The organism is Mesorhizobium sp. M0062, assembly GCF_040323125.1.
GTDB lineage: Bacteria > Pseudomonadota > Alphaproteobacteria > Rhizobiales > Rhizobiaceae > Mesorhizobium.
Genome location: NZ_JAMYUO010000005.1, coordinates 120,958 through 140,726, shown reverse-complemented (window position 1 = coordinate 140,726; position 19,769 = coordinate 120,958). Strand labels below are relative to the sequence as shown.

Here is a 19,769-nt window from a genome sequence, read left to right as displayed (position 1 = left end):
GAAAATCCTGGTCGGGGTCTGTCTCTATGCTTCGACGTATTTTGTGAGACTGAGGCCTTTCGGTATATCCAGCCCATCAGCACGCAAGCCCTCGATATGGAACCGTATTGCGTCGCGAATTTCGATTTCCACCTCCGGCACTGTCGCACCAGTCGCGATGCAGCCCGGTAGATCCGGCACATAGGCGGAAAAATTTTCTCCGGCTTTTTCGATTACGACTGCATAACGCATGTCATCAGTCCGTTAGGCCGACCACTTCAGAAGGCTTCGGCGCGCTCTGCCACAACTTGATGCTGGCGCGAAACAAATTTACTGTTGTCTTTTCGGTGGCTGCCTGACCTTCAGCATCTCAGTGCGCTTAGAAATCAATGCAGCGGCTGACGCAATATTGATGGGAGCGCCGGTAATTTTTGAGAGCTTTTCTATATCGTGTCTATGCTCGAATGCAATGAATGGCGGAACTAAGAAATTCCGTGCAAATATATCTGCCTGATCTTCTATGCTATCCAGCGCATTCATATTCTCAAATTGAGGAGAGTAGCCAAGAATATCTTGCTGTTTTGTGCCGCCTATGTGCGCATGTAAGAGTAGATGACCCAATTCGTGGGCCAGTATTCTGCGGCATTCCTGATCTCCGTCGCAAGCTCCGTCATAGATCGACTCTCTAACCAAAATCCTCGGTGGATCATTCATAGCCTGTGCAGTTTTGTCCAGTTCGATGTCACGCCGAACCATCAATTTGAAATCGGGAAGTATCTCCTTCAATCTGAATTCAAGAATTTCTATGATATTTATATAAAGTTTGTCTGAGACGCCGAAGGTACCTCTGAAGTTGCGGGCACGATCGGCGATCTCAAGTTCACTTAGCTTTTCGGAGTTGAAGCGATCCAGGGATTTCATGGTATCCTCCTGGCCGCATGGGCGTTTCAGGCCTTAGGTCGAGGTTGAGCTTCGACGGCCGATTGCGGCTTCGGTCCGAGCATAACGATCAGATACTCATGAGGCACCCCAAAAAGCGCCGCAAGTTGGTCTAGGATGTAATCGGTCGGCCAGATTTCCCCGTTTTCCACACTCGTGATGTATGCGCTGCCTGCACCGATCAACTTTCCGAGCTGGTTCTGTGACCATCTCTTCTCACGGCGTGTGCGCTCAACAAATGCGCCAAATTTTTCCGGACTGCCATTGCTCATGAAAATCTCCTAGGAATCTTCGTCCGACCCTCGATTTCTCAGCTGCACCCGCTCGTCGAGCCGCAGGTATCGCACTTCTCGCAGGTGCCGTTCCGCACCATGGTGAAGTTGTGGCATTCCGAGCATTCGTTGCCGGTGTAGCCTTGCATCAAGGATTGCTGACGGCGCGTGGAGGCAAGCGCCTTTGCCTCGGCCGCTTCTTTCGCTGCTTCGTCGGTGAACAACCCGGTGGGGTCGGCAGCCTCCTCGGAAACAATATCTTCGACCAATTCCTTGGCTCGCTCCTCATAGTCGCGCTTGTAGGCGATGGCTTCGTCGCTTGCTGGTTTAAGCGCCAACACGTTGGAGCCTGAGAACGCAGTTGGAGTGACCCGGGCAGGGGCCGCGGCAGGCGATCCGGCAAAACCCTTGGGTTCGCCACCTAGGCCAGACACCAACTTGACCGGCGAGGCGCCGCGGGTAAGGCCCTTCGAGAACGGCGTCGCCTTGCCTTCGTTGATGCCGCGTCCGAGCGCCGTCTTGTCGAAATCCGACTGGTCGACATGGGCGAGGTCGTGGCGGCCGAGATAGGACACGGCGAGTTCGCGGAACACATAGTCGAGGATCGACGTCGCATTCTTGATGGCGTCATTGCCCTGCACCATGCCGGCCGGCTCGAATTTGGTGAAGGTGAAGGCCTCGACAAATTCCTCGAGCGGCACGCCATATTGCAGGCCAAGCGAGATGGCGATGGCGAAGTTGTTCATCATCGCCCGGAAAGCGGCGCCTTCCTTATGCATGTCGATGAAGATCTCGCCGATGCGGCCGTCATCGAATTCGCCCGTGCGCAGGTAGACCTTATGGCCGCCGACGACTGCCTTCTGGGTGTAGCCCTTGCGGCGGTTCGGCAATTTTTCGCGGTCGCGGTAGAGGCGTTCGATGACGCGCTCGACGATCTTCTCGGTGACCTGCACGGCACGCTGTGAAGCGGGCGCCGCGATCAACTGCTCGACCGCATCGTCCTCGTCATCCTCGGTGTCAGCGAGCAGCGACGAATTCAGCGGCTGCGACAGCTTCGAGCCGTCGCGGTAGAGCGCGTTGGCCTTCAGCGCCAGCTTCCACGACAGCATGTAGGCGCCCTTGGCGTCTTCCACCGTCGCATCGTTGGGCATGTTGATGGTCTTGGAGATGGCGCCGGAGATGAAGGGCTGTGCCGCCGCCATCATCTGGATGTGGCTGTTGATGGACAGCGAGCGCTTGCCGATCTTGCCGCACGGGCTGGCGCAGTCGAACACCGCCAGATGCTCGGCCTTGAGGAAGGGCGCGCCTTCCAGCGTCATCGCACCGCAGACATGGATGTTGGCGGCCTCGATGTCCTTCCTGGAGAAGCCGAGCGCCGGCAGCATCTCGAACGAGAAGTCGTTGAGCTGCTCATCGGTGAAGCCGAATGTCTCCTTCACCCAGTCGGCGCCCAGCGTCCACTGGTTGAAGACGAACTTGATGTCGAAGGCCGACTTCAGCGCCGCATTGAGCGCCGCGATCTTGTCGTCAGTAAAACCCTTCGCCTTGAGCGAGCCGGGGTTGACCGCCGGCGCCTGGTTCATGTTGCCGTGGCCGACAGCGTAAGCCTCGATCTCGGCGAGCTGGCTCTCGGAATAGCCCAGCGTGCGCAGCGCTTCCGGCACGGCGCGGTTGATGATCTTGAAGTAGCCGCCGCCAGCGAGCTTCTTGAACTTCACCAGCGCGAAGTCGGGCTCGATGCCGGTGGTATCGCAATCCATGACCAGGCCGATCGTGCCGGTCGGCGCAATCACGGTCGCCTGCGCGTTGCGGTAGCCATGCTCTTCGCCGAGTTCGATGGCGCGGTCCCAGGCAGCCTTGGCGTGCGTGGCCAATTCCTGCTGCTTCAGGTCGGACGCGACCAGCGGCACCGGATTGACGGCGAGTTTCTCGTAGCCCTGTTTCTCGCCATAGGCGGCACGGCGATGGTTGCGCATGACGCGCAGCATGTTCTGCGCATTGCGGTCGTAATCGGCGAAGGCGCCGAGCTCGCCAGCCATCTCGGCCGAGGTGGCATAGGCAGTGCCGGTCATGATGGCGGTGAGCGCTGCGCAGATGGCGCGGCCCTCGTCGGAATCATAGGGAATGCCGGACGTCATCAGCAGGCCGCCAATGTTGGCATAGCCGAGGCCGAGCGTGCGGTATTCGTAGGACTGCTTGGCGATCTCCTTCGACGGGAACTGCGCCATCATCACCGAGATTTCGAGGACGACGGTCCACAGCCGCACCGTGTGCTCATAGGCGGCGATGTCGATCGTGCCGTCGGCATTGCGGTAAGGCAGCAGGTTGATCGAGGCCAGGTTGCAGGCCGTGTCGTCGAGGAACATGTATTCCGAGCACGGGTTGGAGGCCCGGATCGCACCGGCCGAAGCGCAGGTGTGCCAGTCGTTCATCGTCGTGTTGAAATGCAGGCCCGGATCGGCCGAAGCCCAGGCGGCGTAGCCGATCTTTTCCCAGAGGTCGCGTGCCTTCAGCGTCTTCAGCACCTTGCCGTCCTTGCGGGCGGTCAGATGCCAGTCGGCGTCGTCCTCGACGGCGCGCAGGAAGTTGTCCTTCAGCGACACCGAATTGTTGGAGTTCTGGCCGGAAACGGTGAGGTAGGCGTCGGAATCCCAGTCGGTGTCGTAGGTCTTGAACGACATCGCGGTGTAGCCCTGCTTGGCGAACTGGATGACGCGGTAGATGTAGTTCTCCGGCACGGCCGACTTCTTGGCCGCCTTGATCTCGCGCTTCAGCGCGGTGTTGATCGACGGGTCGAAGCAATCGTCATCATGGCCTTCGCAATTGATGCAGGCCTTCATGATCGCTTCGAGATGTTTTTTCACGATCTTGGAGCCGGTGACCAGCGACGCCACCTTCTGCTCTTCATTGACCTTCCAGTCGATGAATTCCTCGATATCGGGATGGTCGGCGTCGACAATGACCATCTTGGCCGCACGACGCGTGGTGCCGCCCGACTTGATTGCGCCCGCCGCGCGGTCGCCGATCTTGAGGAAGCTCATCAGGCCGGACGAACGGCCGCCGCCCGACAGCTTTTCGCCTTCGCCGCGCAGCATGGAGAAATTGGAGCCGGTGCCCGAGCCGTATTTGAACAGGCGCGCTTCGCGCACCCACAGGTCCATGATGCCGCCTTCGTTGACGAGATCGTCCTGCACGCCCTGGATGAAACAGGCATGCGGCTGCGGATGCTCGTAGGAGGACTTCGACTTGGTCAGCTTGCCGGTAAACGGGTCGACATAATAGTGGCCCTGGCTCGGACCATCGATGCCGTAGGCCCAGTGCAGACCGGTGTTGAACCATTGCGGCGAGTTCGGCGCAACGCGCTGGGTGGCGAGCATATAGGCGAGTTCGTCGCGGAAGGCGCTCGCGTCTTCTTCCGACTTGAAGTAGCCGCCCTTGTAGCCCCAATAGGTCCAGGTGCCGGCCAGCCGGTCGAAGACCTGGCGGGCGTCGATTTCGGAACCGTAGCGCTCGGCTTCCGGCAGCTTGGCAAGCTCGGCCTCGTCGGCGACGGAGCGCCACAGGAAGGAGGGGACGTCGTTCTCCTCGACCTTCTTCAGGCGCGCGGGCACGCCGGCCTTGCGGAAATACTTCTGCGCCAGGATGTCGGCGGCAACCTGCGAGAACTGCGCCGGCACATCGATATTGTCCAAGCGGAACACCACCGAGCCGTCCGGATTCTTGATCTCCGAAAGCGCCTTGCGGAATTCGATCTCCGCGTAAGCTGATTGGCCTGGCTTGGTGAAACGACGCTCGATGCGCATTGGTCCGGTCCCTTTTGTCTATATATAGCGCTTTTCCCCGGGGATTTCTGCCCCCAATGCGAAACGCGCATGTCCGCCGTCTGCCGGCGTTCGAAAACACCGGCTCTCCTTGTGGCAGTCTTCGTCGCCTTGCTGGTCGAGCTTCTTACGATGCCGCTGTTCCAACTCTGCGCCGAACCCTGCGGGTCCCTCAAAACTGAATTTTTCCTCGATTCCCTCGACCGAGGGAAATTCACACTATCTAGCGTCGAACCTGCCTGCAAACACTAAATATAGTGTTAACAGACAATTTATTCCAGTCCGACAAATCTCCCTTTTCGCTCCCGAAGCCCCCACGATCCAACGCTTCCGCCAGCCTCGTAAACAGGCGGAAATCATGGCCAAAACGCACAAAATCCGGGAAAATGACCGGGCTCGAAACTCTCCGGTCGCGCCCTCAACAAGAGCACATGGCACATAAAAGGCGACTCGGTTTGCGTCGTCAAGGATTCGTTTGCGTAGCTTTTGTGACCCCAACATCTTGTGTGTCACATATGTGGATAACGGGGACAAAAAGCGGCTGAGGAAAGCCCGATTCTGCCGGCGTGGACCGCTGGTGAGCGGTTCACCCGAGACAGGCCCGGCCGGATTCTGGCTCACAGCCTTTTCATTTTAGCTGGCGTGCATTATGTCTTTGGCGTCGCGCGGGGGCGCGTCTTGTCAATTCCAAGAGCATCCGTTACGCCCCGCCCATGACAGTTACCGTCCGTTTTGCCCCCTCACCAACCGGCCGCATTCATATCGGCAATGCCCGCACCGCCTTGTTCAACTGGCTGTTTGCCATGAACAACAAGGGCCGTTTCATTCAGCGCTTCGACGACACAGACATTGCCCGCTCGAGGCAGGAATTTTCCGACGCCATCCTCTACGACCTGCACTGGCTGGGGATTTTTCCCGACGCCACCGAATACCAGTCGCGGCGCTTCGAAACTTACGACGCGGCGGTGGAGCGGCTGCAGAGAGCCGGCGTTGTCTATCCCTGCTACGAGACCCCCGAAGAACTCGACCTGCGCCGCAAGGTGCGCCGCACGCGCGGCCTGCCGCCGGTCTATGGCCGCGAGGCGCTGGCGCTTTCGCAGCAGCAGATCGCCGAATACCGCTCCGATGGCCGCCGGCCGCACTGGCGCTTTCTGCTGCCGAATTTCACCAGCGATCCGCTGCAGCCCGAACGCACCGAAGTGCACTGGAACGATCTGGTGCGCGGCGAGGAAACCGTCGATCTGGCCTCACTGTCCGATCCGGTGCTGCGGCGCGAGGACGGCACTTATCTCTACACGCTGCCTTCGGTCGTCGACGACATCGAGATGGGGGTCAGTCATGTCATCCGCGGCGACGACCACGTCACCAACACCGGCGTGCAGATCGCGCTGTTCAAGGCATTGGGCGCCGAGCCGCCTGTCTTCGGCCACCACAATCTCTTGACCACGGCCTCGGGCGAGGGCCTGTCGAAGCGCAGCGGTGCGCTGTCGATCGAAAGCCTGCGCGAGGAGGGCATCGAACCGATGGCTGTGGCTTCGCTGGCCGTCCTTGTCGGCACCTCGGAAAATGTCGCAGCGGTGCATGACATGCCGGCACTGGCCGCGCGCTTCGATCCCGCCGCCACGTCGAAATCGGCGGCCAAATTCGACCCGGACGAGCTGTTCGTGCTCAATCGTGCGCTCATGCACCACATGCCGTTTTCCGAGGCGCGGGATCGGCTGATCGTGCTCGGCATCTCCGGCGACAAGGCCGAGCCGTTCTGGCTGGCGGTGCGCGGCAATCTCGACCGGCTGAGCGACGCGGTCGGCTGGTGGCGCATCCTTGCCGACGGCCCGCAGCCCGCGCCGGAATTTTCCGACGAGGATCGCGACTTCCTGCAGCAGGCCTTCGACCTGTTGCCGGAAGAGCCGTGGACCGGTACGGTCTGGAAAGACTGGACGGCCAGGATCAGGGAAGCCAGCGGCCGCAAGGGCAAGGCGCTGTTCATGCCGCTCAGGCTGGCGCTTACCGGACTTGCTTCCGGGCCGGAGCTTGCAGATCTATTGCCGCTGCTGGGTCGGGAAGGAACGCTGGCCCGACGACCCTGACCTTGCGCTGGTCCGGCGGGATCAGCGACACCGGCGACACCACCGGCTTGACGGCAAGGCGCTTGATGGCGGCGCGGTCGAGCCCGCCTTGTACGTTCGCCAGCGTCTCCGGATCCGCGCCCGGATCGGGTTTGGCCGCCGGCACCGGAATGAACGGCGTGGTCTCAATATCGGGCTGAAACTGCTCGGGCGGTGGCGGGTTACCGCCGATGATCTTGAAATTTCCGGCCTGCGCGTTGCAGCCACATGCCTGCGGCCGCGACTGGTTGGGTTGTTTGTAGAGATAAGCGGTAGGCAACTCGCTGTAGGGCCTCCCGGTCACCGACGACGTCATGTTGGCCGAATCGTCTTCCATGCCGCGCGAATAGAACACCTGCATTTCGGTGCCGGGGCAGCTCGATTCGCAATTCTTCTGGTCGCGCTCGAAATCGCCGAGCGAAGCCGAGTTCGACATCGGGAAGAAATAGCCGTCGCAGGTGCGCACGCAGCTCGTATGGAACTCGCCGCCGACCGTCGGGAAATCCGGCACGCCGGGCTGATTGAGCACCCGGCGCACATTGCGCTCCTCGCCGGGATCATCGGGCTGATCGAGCGTGTCGATCTGCCGGTTGCCGCCGAAAAGCTGGTCGAACAGATTGCCGTCGTCGGGTTCGCGGCTGGCTTCCTGCAGCGGCTCCCGGCGCGGCGCGGGCTCGTCAAGGCAGCCATTGGCGTCGAGCGCGGCCAGGATGCGGCCGCGGTCGCGCCGCGAGCCGCCGCCGGCAAGCTGCGCGCGCTTGGCTTGCAACGCATCGAGATTGGCGTTCATGCGATCGATGCTGCTGTTCAGCGCAGCACATTGGCTGACATTGCGCGAAAACAGCGAAAACCCGCAATTCGCATCGCTCGCACGACCGCGCACCTTTGATAGCTGTTCGAACTGGCGGGAGATGGCCTTGTCATACTTCCGCACCATGCTGGAATTGCCGCCGCCATTCGATGAAGAAGCAAGCTCGGCTTCCAGTTGACGGCAAACGCGGGAGGCGGCCTGCGGTTCAGTGGTGGCGACGGCCGAAAGCACAAGCGCTCCGAGCAGCGCAGCCAGGTGCTTCAGCCTCCATCGTCCGCCCGTCATTGCCCGAACCCCGCTTGCCTGCCTGTCTACCGGATTCGCCGTTAACCGTTCCCTCAATCTACAACCAAGGATGGTCTTAGCCCATAGACGCGCTGCAGGAGGCGTTTGGATAGGGCGGCAACTGTGCGATCTCACCGCTGCATGAAAAAGGCGCAATCGCCCCGGAATTATCCCACGATCCAGCAATGCCCCGGGGAGCTGGCATGATCGCGATTACCCGTCGAACCGCGCTGCAGTTCGGTCTGTTGTGCCTGGCGGCGCCCGCCGTCCGGGCGCAGGAAAATCCAGCCGCTCCGGACTGGCGCAGCAAATTGGTCGAAGCCGGGCGTGAGCAGATCGGCGTCACCACCTTCTACGACCCGGCCTATGTCCGCCTCGGCTATCCCGGCGGCGACGTCGCGCCGGATAGGGGCGTGTGCACGGATGTCATTGTGCGCGCCTATCGCCGCGCCTTCAATCTCGACCTGCAGAAACTGGTGCATGAGGATATGGCCGCCAATTTCGCCGCCTATCCCAAGACCTGGGGTCTGAAAGCGACCGACCGCAACATCGATCACCGACGGGTCGGCAACCTTGCCGCCTTTTTCGGGCGCAAGGGTGCTTCCTTGGCCGTAAGCGAGGATCCTGCCGACTTTCAGCCGGGCGATCTTGTCACCCAGATGCTGCCCGGTAACCTGCCGCACATCGTCATCGTCTCATCCGAACGCTCGGCGGACGTGCCGGGAAGGCCGCTGGTCATCCACAATATCGGGTCGGGCGCCCGCAAGGAGGACACGCTGTTCGCCTTCAAGCAGACCGGGCATTACCGTTTCGTGCCTGCCTGACGGCGTCAGTTGAAATGAACCACCGCCTGTGCCTTGTGCGCCGCCTCGACCACCGCAAGCGCCGTCATGTTGACGACGCCGCGCGAGGTCACCGACGGCGTCAAAATATGCGCCGGCTTGTCGGTGCCAAGCAGGATCGGCCCGACATGCAGCGCGTCCATCATCGTGCGCAGCGCGGTCAGCGTGATGTTGGCGGAGTCGAGGTTGGGGAACACCAGGAGATTGGCTTCGCCCTTCAGCCGCGAATGCGGATAGACGCGCTGGCGCAGATGCTCCGACAGGGCTGAATCGGCATGCATCTCGCCGTCGCATTGCAGGTCGGGCGCAACGCGCGCCAGGATCGCCGCTGCCTGCCGCATCTTCAGCGCGCTGGGAGAATCACGCGAGCCGAAATCCGAATGCGACAGCAGCGCTGCCTTCGGCTCGATGCCGAAGCGCTGGATTTCCTCCGCCGCCAATATGGTCATTTCGGCGATTTCCTCGGCCGTCGGGTCGACCGAGACATGGGTGTCGGTGAGGAAGATGATGCCGCGCTGCGAGATCAGCATCGACAGCGTCGACAGGTCGCGGTCCTTGACGCCCGCGCGTGGTCCGATGACCAGCGTCACATTGCGCAGATGCCGCTCGAAACGGCCCTCGAGGCCGCAGATCATGGCGTCGGCATCGCCGCGCTTCAGCGCCAGTGCCGCAATCACCGTATTGTCGGTGCGCACCATGGTGCGCGCGGCCTCCGTCGTCACGCCGCGCCGGCCGGCAAGCTCGATCAACAGGTCGACATAATGGCGGTAGCGCGGATCGTCTTCCGGGTTGATCAGGCCGAAATCGACGCCCGGCTTGATACGCAGGCCGTAGCGCTTCAGCCTGACCTCGATGACATGCGGGCGGCCGATCAGGATCGGCTCGGCAATGCCTTCCTCCAGCACCACCTGGGCTGCGCGCAGCACGCGCTCGTCCTCGCCGTCGGCATAGATGACGCGCTTGGCGGTCGACGCCTTGGCCGAGGAAAACACCGGCTTCATCACTAGGCCGGAGCGGAAGACGAAGCGGTTGAGCTGGTCGATATAGGCGGCGAAGTCGGTGATCGGCCGGGTCGCGACGCCGGTGTCGCAGGCAGCCTTGGCCACCGCCGGCGCGATGCGCAGGATCAGGCGGGGATCGAAGGGCGAGGGGATAAGGAAGTCGGGTCCGAAGATCGGCGTCTCGCCGGAATAGGCGCGGGCGGCGACGTCGGACGGTTCTTCGCGGGCAAGCGCGGCGATCGCCCGGACCGCGGCCATCTTCATCTCCTCGTTGATGGCGCTGGCGCCGCAGTCCAGCGCACCGCGGAAGATGTAAGGAAAACAAAGCACGTTGTTGACCTGATTGGGAAAATCGGAACGGCCGGTGCAGATCATCGCGTCCGGACGAGCGGCGCGCGCGACCTCCGGCATGATTTCGGGATTGGGGTTGGCCAGCGCCAGGATCAACGGCTTAGGCGCCATATGATCAAGCAATTCCGGCTTCAGCACGCCGGCGGCCGACAGGCCGAGAAAAACGTCGGCGCCAGGGATCACATCGGCCAGCGTGCGCGCCTCGGTGTCCTTCACATAGGGGTCTTTCCAGCGATCCATCTCGTCGGTGCGGCCCTTGTAGGCGACGCCGAAGCGGTCGGTGACCCAGATGTTCTCTACCTTGGCGCCAAGCGAGACCAACAGGTTGAGGCAGGCGAGCGCTGCCGCACCGGCGCCTGAGGTGACGATCTTGATGTCGGAAATGGTCTTGCCGGCGAATTCCAGCCCGTTGAGCACGGCGGCGGCGACGATGATGGCGGTGCCATGCTGGTCGTCATGGAAGACGGGAATGCCCATGCGGGCCTTCAACTGCGCCTCGACCTCGAAGCATTCGGGCGCCTTGATGTCCTCGAGATTGATGCCGCCGAATGTCGGTTCCAGCGCCGAGATCGTCTCGACCATGCGCTCTATGCCCGGCGCGTCGATCTCGATGTCGAAGACGTCGATGCCGGCGAATTTCTTGAACAGCACCGCCTTGCCTTCCATCACCGGCTTGGAGGCGAGCGGGCCGATATTGCCGAGGCCGAGCACGGCCGAGCCGTTGGAGACGACGCCGACCAGATTGGCGCGCGCTGTATAATCGGCCGCGGTTGCCGGATTGTCGCGGATTTCGAGGCAGGGCGCGGCAACACCCGGCGAATAGGCCAGCGCCAGATCGCGCTGGTTGCCGAGCGGCTTGGTTGCCTGAATCTCGAGCTTTCCCGGCCTTGGATGCTTGTGGAAGTAGAGGGCGGCTTCGTCGAGGTCCGAACGTGCCGTTTTCTTGTTCTCGCCTTCCATGCGGCCGCTCCCTCAAACCTGCTTTGCAGCCTTTTAGCACGCAAAAATGGTTTTTCGCGACGCCAAATGACGCAAGGGCGGCTAAAACAACCCGGTCCGGAAAGATCGAACTATTTCAAATGATTGCGCTGAAATCCTGCCGATTATCCATCGAGCCCTTCAGAACGCGCTGACATAGAGGCCGCCATCGACCGGGATGTTCTGGCCGGTGAGATAACCGGCATGGACCGAGCACAGAAAGGCGCAGATCTGGCCGAACTCTTCCGGCGTGCCGAGCCGCTTGGCCGGAACGTCGGCGCTGATGCGGGTCTTGCGCGCTGCGGCCGCTGCCGGGTCTTCCATCGTGCCGGCCTCATGCGGGCCGCGCAGCCGGTCGGTGTCGAGCTTGCCCGGCAGCAGGCTGTTGATGGTGACGTTGCGGTCGATCACCGTGCGCGCCACGCCGGCCAGGAACGAGGTCAGCCCGGCTCGCGCGCCGGACGACAGATCGAGGCCGGGAATCGGGACGTAGACCGACAGCGAGGTGATGTTGACGATGCGGCCGAAGCCGCGCATGGCCATGCCGTCGATGACGGCCTGCACCAGTTCGATCGGCGTCACCATGTTCTGCGTCACGCCTTCGAGGATCTTTGCGCGGTCGAGTTCGCGGAAATCGCGCAAGGGCGGGCCGCCATTGTTGTTGACCAGGATATCCGGGTCGGGGCAGGCGGCAAGGAGCGCGTTCTGCACGTCGGGTTTCGAGACGTCGCCGACGATCTCGGTCACCTTCACGCCGTAGCGTTCGCGCAGTTCGGCCGCGGTTTTTGCCAGCAGCTCGGCATTGCGGCCGTTGACGACGAGATCGCAGCCGGCCTCGGCCAGCGCCATGGCGCAGCCGCGGCCCAGCCCTTTGCTCGATGCGCAGACGATGGCCTTCTTGCCTTTGATGCCCAGATCCATGACGATTTTCTCCTGTGAATGGCGCGGCACGCTAGCCCTTTGGCTGGCCCAATCGCAACCGTCATACGGTTGTTGCATGAATCGGGGCATAGCCTGCGCGAAAGCAACGGTGACGATCTGATGTCCGGTACAGAAACCCGCACTTTCCGCAGCATGTTCATATCCGACCTGCATCTCGGATCGAAGGCGGCCAAGGCCGAGTTCCTGATCGATTTCCTGCGGTATCACGACGCCGATATCATCTATCTCGTCGGAGACATCGTCGACGGCTGGCGTCTGCGGCGCAGCTGGCATTGGCCGCAGAGCCACAATGACGTCGTCCAGAAACTGCTGCGCAAGGCGCGCAAGGGCACCTCGATCACCTATATCGCCGGCAATCACGACGAATTCGCGCGCCAGTTCCAAGGCGTGCATTTCGGCGGCATCGTCGTTGCCGACCGCGCCATCCACGAAACCGCCGATGGCAGGCGCCTGCTGGTCATCCATGGCGACCAGTTCGACACCGTCGTCCACAATGCACGCTGGCTGGCCTATCTCGGCGATTACGCCTATGACGCGGCGATGCTGGTCAACCGCGCGGTGACGAGGCTGCGCCACCTGCTTGGGCTTCCCTACTGGTCGTTCTCGTCCTGGGCCAAGGTCAAGGTCAAGAAGGCGGTCAACTTCATCGGCTCGTTCCAGACCGTGCTGACCGAGGAGGCCCGCCGCTCGCACGTTGACGGCGTCATCTGCGGCCACATCCATCACGCCGCGATCGAGACTTATGAGGATGTGCAGTACATCAACACCGGCGACTGGGTGGAGAGCTGCACGGCGGTGGTCGAACATTTCGACGGCAAGATGGAGATCATCCACTGGGCGCTGGTGCTGCCCGAAGCACCGGACGAGCCGTTCATCCCGCTGCTCATCGAAGACAAGGTCGTCGAAGCGGCATAACCCTCCTGTTAATCGACTGGTCCAGGCAGTTTCGGACCGCTTTCGCGCATGTTAAGGGATCGATCTGCGTTGCAGCCCTTTGTGCAGCGTAATTGGATCGATTCATGTCGCTGCCGCCGCTCTCGCCCAAACAACTCGTCAAGCCGCGCCATTTCGAACTGCGCATGAGCCTGATCTTCGCGACATTATTCATGTCCCTGGGAACGCATGTGCCTTATTTCCCGCTGTGGCTGCATGCCCAGGGTTTCCACGCCGAGCAGATCGCCATCATCCTGGCGGCGCCGATGTTCCTGCGCGTGGTGACGACGCCGCTGCTGACCGCGCTGGCCGACCGGGCGAAGGACAGGGCCGATGTCTATATTGCGCTGGTGGCCGCGACGATGGTGCTTTCCGCCGGCTATTTCCTCACTCCCACCTATGCGGCGGTGCTTGCCGTATCGCTGGCGCTGACGGTGGTGTGGACGCCGCATTCGCCGATCGCCGATTCGCTCGCGCTGTCGGGTGTGCGCCGCTTCGGCTCGAACTACACCGCGATGCGCAAATGGGGCTCGATATCCTATCTCTGCGCCAATGTCGCAGGCGGCTTTATCCTCGCCTGGACGAGCCCGCAGGCCGTGCCGGTAATCATCTTTGCGGCATTGTCTGCCGCGCTCGTCGCCGGATTGCTGGCGCCGCGGCTTGGCCGCCCGCGCCGCGCTTCGCCGCTATCTGCCGCCGACATCCAGCATCAGGCGCCGAGCCTTCTCAATCCGTATTTCCTGTATTTCACCCTCGGCGTCGGCATCATCACCGCCAGCCATGCCTTCCTCTACGGCTTTGTCTCCATCTACTGGAAATCGGTCGGCATCAGCGATTCCGTCGTTGGCCTGCTGTGGGCCTGGGGCGTGGTAGCCGAGGTCTGCATGTTCGTGTTTTTCAACCGTATTTTTGCCTCGGTCTCGGTCGTCAAGGTGATGCTGATCGCCGGCGTCGGCTCCATCGTGCGCTGGATCGCCTTTCCGCTGATCTGGCCACTCGGGCTTGGCGTCGCCGGTTTCTTCGGCGTCCAGACCCTGCATTCGGTGTCGGTGGCGATGGTGTTGATCTGCCTGCAGAAGATGATCGGCGAAACGGTTTCGGAAGAACGCACGGGTGCGGCGCAAGGCATTGCCTATTTCTTCAACGGCTTCTTCATGGCGGCGGTGACGCTGGCGTCCGGCCCGCTTTATGAGCGCTACGGCGTCGACGGCTTCCTGGCGATGATCCCGATCGCCATCATCGGCCTGGCGCTGATCGGGCTCGCCGCGCGTTCAGCCCCACAGCATCCTGTCAGGCGGTAACACCAGCGACCCCTGGTACACGAGGCCGGGCTGGCGGTCGCGGGCAAGCAGCAGCGGACCGTCGAGGTCGACGAAGTCGGCGCCTTGCGCCAAAAGCACTGCCGGCGCCATCGCCAGCGACGTGCCGACCATGCAGCCGACCATCACGCCGAATCCCAGCTCCCGGGCGCGGTCGCGAAGGGTAAGGGCGGCGGTCAGGCCGCCGGATTTGTCGAGCTTGATGTTGACGGCGTCATAGAGGCCGACAAGCGCTTCGAGGTCCTTCGCCTCGTGGACGCTTTCGTCTGCGCAGATCGGCACCGGATGCGCGATGTGGCGCAGGATGGCATCATGGCCGGCGGGAAGCGGCTGTTCGATCAGGGCTATGCCATGTTCGGCGGCGAAAGCGAGATTCTCGATGATGTTGGCATCGGTCCAGCCTTCATTGGCGTCGAGGATGATGCGGCTGTCGGGCGCCGCTTCGGTCACGGCGCGGATGCGGGCCAAGTCGTTGTCGCCGCCGATCTTGACCTTGAGCAGCGGCCGCCCGGCATTGGCGCGGGCTTGCGCCGCCATTGCCTCCGGCTCGCCCAGCGACAGCGTGTAGGCCGTCTCCAGCGCCGACAAGGGCACAACGTGGATGGCGTCCGCGACCGCAACGCCGCTGATCTTGGCCTCCAGGTCCCACAAGGCGCAATCGATGGCGTTGCGGGCAGCACCCGCCGGCATCGCATCGAGCAGTTCCTTGCGGCTGATGCCGCCTTCTATCTGCCGGCGCATGGCCTCGGTGGCGTCGCGCACCCCCTCCATGGTCTCGCCATAGCGCTTGTAGGGGACGCATTCGCCCCATCCGCGATTGTCCCCATCGCTGATCGTGCAGGTAATGACTTCGGCTTCGGTCTTCGACCCGCGCGAGATGGTGAAGGTGCCGGCAATGGGAAAACGCTCGGCCTCAACCGAAATGACACGCGCCATAATTTTCTGCTCCGGCTATGCGACAACGCGTCGTCGGCAAATCGACAGGTACGACCCGTCAGGCTAAACAGGACGCCATGTTGACCATCGGCAAACGCGACGCAAGCGGCAACGCCGCCAAGGAGGCCGACCACCAGCCCCGCGTTGCGGTCGGCGAGGAGGGCGGCGTCCTCGGCTGCGCTTTCTCCGGCATCTGGACGACGACGACAGTGGCGCTGATCGACGCCGAGATGCGCAAGATCGAGCAGCGCAAAGGCTTCCAGACGCTCGCTTTGGATCTTTCCCACATCGAGAAGATGGACACCGCCGGAGCCTGGCTGATCGATCGCCTGGTCAGTGTCTTCGAAAAGAAGGGTGTCGTGATCAAGATGCAGGGGCAAAGCGATGTCGCCTCGATCCTGCTCGGCGCCGTTGGCGAAGCTGTCCGGCGCGAGCCCGAATCGCGCGGCGTCCGGCGCCCCAACATCATCCTCCGCGGGCTGGAGGCGGTCGGCCGCCGCATCTATGAGATGCGCGACGATTTCCTCGCCTCGATGAACATCCTCGGCGCCACCATCGGCGGCGCCCAGATGAAGCTCGGGCGCGGCCATGCCATCAATCCGGCGGCGATCTTCAACCAGATCGATCGCATGGGTGTCGGCGCCATCCCCGTGGTGGTGCTGATGTCGGCGATCGTCGGCGCCATCGTCGCCCAGCAGGGCGCCTACCAGCTCAACTATTTCGGCGCCAACATTTTCGTTGTCGATCTGGTCGGCGTGCTGATCCTGCGCGAGCTCGGCGTGCTGATGACCGCCATCATGATCGCCGGCCGTTCCGGCAGCGCCATCACCGCCGAGATCGGCTCGATGAAGATGCGCGAGGAGGTCGACGCGCTGAAGGTCATCGGCCTCAACCCGATCGGCGTGCTGGTGTTTCCGCGCCTGGTGGCGCTGGTGATCGCGCTGCCCTGTCTCACCATCGTCGCCAATTTTGCCGCTCTTGGCGGCGGCATCCTAGCCGCCTGGCTTTATTCCGGTATTGCGCCGACGGCCTTCATCGACCGGCTGCGCGGCGCGATCGATATCAGCACCATCTTCGCCGGGCTGATCAAGGCGCCGTTCATGGCCATGATCATCGGCACCATTGCTTCCGTAGAAGGCATGAAGGTCGGCGGCAGCGCCGAATCGCTGGGTCTGCACGTCACCGCCTCGGTTGTGAAATCGATCTTCGTTGTCATCATCCTCGATGGCCTTTTTGCCATCTTCTACGCATCGATCGAGTTCTGACATGATGCGCAGAAACTCAAAGGCGACCAAGGCTGTGCAGGGAATGGAAGAAGACGATATCGTGCTGTCGGTGCGCGACATCACCGTTGCCCTGGACGACAAGCTGATCCTCGACAAACTGGCGCTCGACATCAAGCGCGGCGAAATCCTCGGTTTCGTCGGCGCCTCGGGCGCCGGCAAATCGGTGCTGCTGCGCACGATTCTCGGCCTGCTGCACAAGCAGTCCGGCACGATCAAGCTGTTTGGCCTCGACCTCGAAAAGGCCAGCGACATCGAACGGTTGCGCATCGATATGCGGCTTGGCGTGCTTTTCCAGCACGGCGCCCTGTTTTCGGCGTTGACCGTGCAGGAAAACGTGCAGGTGCCGATGCGCGAATATCTCGATCTGCCGAAGAAACTGATGGACGAGCTGGCCTTGCTCAAGATCGAACTGGTCGGCCTGCCGCCGGACGCCGCGCAAAAATTTCCCTCGGAGCTTTCGGGCGGCATGATCAAGCGCGCCGCCCTGGCGCGGGCGCTGGCGCTCGACCCCGACATCGTCTTCCTCGACGAGCCGACTTCCGGCCTCGACCCGATCAGCGCGTCCGAATTCGACGAACTAGTGGTCAAGCTGCGCGATACGATGGATCTGACGGTCTATATGGTGACGCACGATCTCGACACGCTGTTTACCGCTTGCGACCGCGTGGCGGTGCTCGGCAACAAGAAAATCCTGGTCGAAGGCACGATCGACGACATGCTGAAAAGCGAAGAACCGTGGGTCAAATCCTATTTCCGCGGAAAACGCGCTCGGCAACTTGATCTTGCCGCGCGCGCATAGACATAAGTGGGGCAATGGAAACCAGAGCCAACTACGTAATTGTCGGCATTTTCACCCTGGCTGCAATCCTGGCGGCGTTCGGGTTCGTCTATTGGACCGCCCAGATCGGTGATCGCGGCGAGACGGCGGAGCTGCGCGTGCGCATTCAGGGTTCGGCCTCCGGCCTCGGCCCCGGCAGTCTGGTGCTGTTCAACGGCGTCAAGGTCGGGGTGGTCAAGCGCGTCTATTTCGACCGCAATGACCCCAATGCCGCCATTGCTACGACCGAGATCGACCAGACAACGCCGCTCACCAAATCGACGCAGGCCGATATCGGCATCGCCAGCCTTGCCGGCCAGGTCAACATCGAATTGAAGGGCGCCGATCCAAAGGAACCAAATCTCCTGGAAGAGGCGGCAAAGGAAGGCAGGACCGCCGAGATCGTCGCCAATCCATCGGCGGTCACCAACCTGCTGCAGACGGCGCAGAATATCTTCACCCGTGCCGACAAGGTGCTTTCCGAACTCGAAGGTTTCACCAGGGATGTGCGCGGGCCGCTGACCCAGACCGTCAAGAACGCCCAGACATTTTCCGATGCGCTGGCCAGGAATGCCGACGGCATCGACAAGTTCCTGACCGCCGTCAGCGCGCTGTCGGATGAGCTGAAGGGTGTTTCCGGCAAGCTCGACGGCACGCTGAAGGCTGCCGAAAGCCTGCTCAATGCCGTCGACAAGGACAAGATCAAGAGCATCGTCGCCAATGTGGACGCCGTCACCGCCAATCTGAAGGAGACCAGCGGACAGCTCGACGGCGTGATCAAGAACGTCGATACCGCGGTCGGCTCGGTCAACGATTTCGCCACGCGCACGCAAGGCACGCTGGCCAAGGTCGACAATGTGCTCGACGGCATCGATCCGGCGCAGGTGCGCGTGGCGCTCGCCAACATTCAGAAGGCCAGCGAAAATGCCAACAAGGCCGCCGCCGACATCGCCAAGGTGACCGACAAGTTCGCCGACCGGGCCGACGACATCGACGAGACGATCAAGGACGCCAAACAGCTTGCGTCGCGCCTCAACGATGCCTCGGTGCGCGTCGACGGCATCCTGAAAAGGGTCGATACGCTGCTCGGTTCGGGCCAAGCCGACGGCGTCATGGCCGATGCCAGGGACACGCTGAAGTCGTTCAAGCAGGTCGCCGACACGCTGAACGCCCGGCTTGGCACGATCACCGACAATATTGCGCGCTTCTCGGGCCAGGGCCTGTCGAATGTCGAGGCGCTGGTCCAGGACAGCCGGCGTTCGATCAGCCGCATCGAAGAGGCGGTGACCGATCTCAGCCGCAACCCGCAGCGCATCCTGTCGGGCGGCGACGGCGAGGTCCGGCAGTTCGATGGCAGGGCACGGCGTTGACTTCCGTGCCCGCCCGCAGCAATTACATGGACCGGGGATGCGGATTCATCATACGATCCGGGGACAGTGGGGATCACGCGTGACGTTCGGGTTGGGTGGGTATAGATCGGCAGTCGTTTTGCTTGGCCTGACGCTGGCTGGTTGCGCGGCATTGGGAGGCAAGCCGGCGCCACTCGATACGTTCGAGCTGTCCGCCCCGTCGATCGACGCCCATGGCCACAGCCGCCGCCAGATCCTGATCGCCCAGCCCTCCGCGCTCAAGGCGCTGGACAGCCAGAACATCGTCATCAAGCCGTCAGATCGCTCGATCCAGTATCTCAAGGGCGCGCAATGGGCCGACCGGCTGCCGCTGATCGTGCAGGCGAGGCTCGCCGAAACCTTCCAGCGCTCCGGAAGCTTTGCCGGCGTCGGCAAGCCGGGCGAGGGGCTGGCGATCGACTTCCAGGTGATCGTCGAGATCCGCTCCTTCGAAGTCCGCGTCAATGGTGGCGAGCATGCCGAGGTCAATCTCTTCGTGCGCATCCTGAACGACCGCAACGGCGAGGTGCGCGCCTCGAAGAGCTTCACCGCATCCGCTCCCGTCTCCGGCGGCGGCAATCCGGCCTATGTCAACGCGCTCGACAGCGCCTTCGGCGAGGCGGCGAAGGATATCGTGGGCTGGACGGATTCGGTGATCTGAGCCGGTCGAGGCTTCGAACGATCGTTCGTCGCGTTAAGCCATCACTCGACCAAATATCGCAGGTTCGCGCTGACCCTCATTGCGCTGCCGGGCATTTCTCCCC

16 protein-coding genes are annotated in these 19,769 nt (G+C 62.3%); 8 read left to right on the top strand and 8 right to left on the bottom strand.

The features are described 5' to 3' along the window. Positions 1–24: 24 nt before the first annotated feature. The 4 genes from NKJ64_RS08530 to NKJ64_RS08515 all read right to left on the bottom strand — a co-directional run bounded on the left by NKJ64_RS08530 (position 25) and on the right by NKJ64_RS08515 (position 4,993). A complete protein-coding gene (locus NKJ64_RS08530) occupies positions 25–231 on the bottom strand; it encodes a type II toxin-antitoxin system HicB family antitoxin (protein WP_023684930.1) in 207 nt (68 codons plus the stop codon). A gap of 78 nt (positions 232–309) precedes the next feature. Beyond that, complete coding sequence (locus tag NKJ64_RS08525) at positions 310–900, bottom strand: ImmA/IrrE family metallo-endopeptidase (RefSeq protein WP_023684931.1); 591 nt, start codon at positions 898–900, stop codon at positions 310–312. Positions 901–926: 26 nt separating this feature from the next. Further along, positions 927–1,190, bottom strand: coding sequence for a helix-turn-helix domain-containing protein (locus NKJ64_RS08520; protein WP_023684932.1), 264 nt, complete (start codon positions 1,188–1,190; stop codon positions 927–929). A 38-nt stretch (positions 1,191–1,228) separates the two neighbouring features. Then, the gene (locus tag NKJ64_RS08515) at positions 1,229–4,993 is read right to left on the bottom strand and encodes a vitamin B12-dependent ribonucleotide reductase (RefSeq protein ID WP_352462348.1); all 3,765 of its coding nucleotides are present in this window, start codon (positions 4,991–4,993) and stop codon (positions 1,229–1,231) included. A 731-nt stretch (positions 4,994–5,724) separates the two neighbouring features. On the opposite strand from NKJ64_RS08515, the gene gltX reads away from it, so the two are divergent. After that, positions 5,725–7,098 (top strand): glutamate--tRNA ligase, encoded by a 1,374-nt coding sequence (gene gltX, locus NKJ64_RS08510; RefSeq protein WP_023684934.1) that lies wholly within the window; start codon positions 5,725–5,727, stop codon positions 7,096–7,098. On the opposite strand, the gene NKJ64_RS08505 is transcribed toward gltX, so the two are convergent. Further along, positions 7,016–8,212, bottom strand: coding sequence for a DUF2865 domain-containing protein (locus NKJ64_RS08505; protein WP_352462347.1), 1,197 nt, complete (start codon positions 8,210–8,212; stop codon positions 7,016–7,018). The two genes, gltX and NKJ64_RS08505, sit on opposite strands and share 83 nt — an antisense overlap. Positions 8,213–8,415: 203 nt before the next feature. Here NKJ64_RS08505 and NKJ64_RS08500 point away from each other — a divergent pair, with 203 nt between their 5' ends. Continuing rightward, positions 8,416–9,036 (top strand): DUF1287 domain-containing protein, encoded by a 621-nt coding sequence (locus tag NKJ64_RS08500; RefSeq protein ID WP_352462346.1) that lies wholly within the window; start codon positions 8,416–8,418, stop codon positions 9,034–9,036. A 5-nt stretch (positions 9,037–9,041) separates the two neighbouring features. On the opposite strand, the gene NKJ64_RS08495 is transcribed toward NKJ64_RS08500, so the two are convergent. Next, on the bottom strand, positions 9,042–11,366 hold the full coding sequence (locus tag NKJ64_RS08495; protein WP_023694169.1) for an NADP-dependent malic enzyme: 2,325 nt from the start codon (positions 11,364–11,366) through the stop codon (positions 9,042–9,044). A gap of 159 nt (positions 11,367–11,525) precedes the next feature. Then, positions 11,526–12,305: an SDR family oxidoreductase gene (locus NKJ64_RS08490; RefSeq protein WP_023806492.1), complete on the bottom strand. Its 780-nt coding sequence runs from the start codon at positions 12,303–12,305 to the stop codon at positions 11,526–11,528. 120 nt (positions 12,306–12,425) lie between these two features. Here NKJ64_RS08490 and NKJ64_RS08485 point away from each other — a divergent pair, with 120 nt between their 5' ends. Both NKJ64_RS08485 and NKJ64_RS08480 read left to right on the top strand, forming a co-directional pair. Further along, positions 12,426–13,241 (top strand): UDP-2,3-diacylglucosamine diphosphatase, encoded by an 816-nt coding sequence (locus NKJ64_RS08485; RefSeq protein WP_352462345.1) that lies wholly within the window; start codon positions 12,426–12,428, stop codon positions 13,239–13,241. A gap of 104 nt (positions 13,242–13,345) precedes the next feature. Beyond that, positions 13,346–14,560 (top strand): MFS transporter, encoded by a 1,215-nt coding sequence (locus tag NKJ64_RS08480; RefSeq protein ID WP_352462343.1) that lies wholly within the window; start codon positions 13,346–13,348, stop codon positions 14,558–14,560. Here NKJ64_RS08480 and dgcA read toward each other — a convergent pair. Further along, on the bottom strand, positions 14,531–15,514 hold the full coding sequence (gene dgcA / locus NKJ64_RS08475; protein ID WP_352462341.1) for an N-acetyl-D-Glu racemase DgcA: 984 nt from the start codon (positions 15,512–15,514) through the stop codon (positions 14,531–14,533). The genes NKJ64_RS08480 and dgcA overlap by 30 nt on opposite strands. A gap of 77 nt (positions 15,515–15,591) precedes the next feature. Between dgcA and NKJ64_RS08470 the strand changes: the two genes are divergently transcribed. From NKJ64_RS08470 to NKJ64_RS08455, 4 genes are read left to right on the top strand one after another with little or no spacing between them, the layout of a single operon-like run. Next, positions 15,592–16,779: an MlaE family ABC transporter permease gene (locus NKJ64_RS08470; protein WP_352462340.1), complete on the top strand. Its 1,188-nt coding sequence runs from the start codon at positions 15,592–15,594 to the stop codon at positions 16,777–16,779. Position 16,780: 1 nt separating this feature from the next. After that, positions 16,781–17,599 carry an ABC transporter ATP-binding protein gene (locus NKJ64_RS08465; RefSeq protein ID WP_023684944.1) on the top strand — a complete coding sequence of 273 codons (819 nt, stop codon included), beginning with the start codon at positions 16,781–16,783 and terminating at the stop codon, positions 17,597–17,599. Between the two features lie 14 nt (positions 17,600–17,613). Next, a complete protein-coding gene (locus tag NKJ64_RS08460; protein ID WP_352462339.1) occupies positions 17,614–18,987 on the top strand; it encodes an MlaD family protein in 1,374 nt (457 codons plus the stop codon). Between the two features lie 37 nt (positions 18,988–19,024). Then, on the top strand, positions 19,025–19,666 hold the full coding sequence (locus tag NKJ64_RS08455; protein WP_502897539.1) for an ABC-type transport auxiliary lipoprotein family protein: 642 nt from the start codon (positions 19,025–19,027) through the stop codon (positions 19,664–19,666). Positions 19,667–19,769 lie beyond the last annotated feature (103 nt).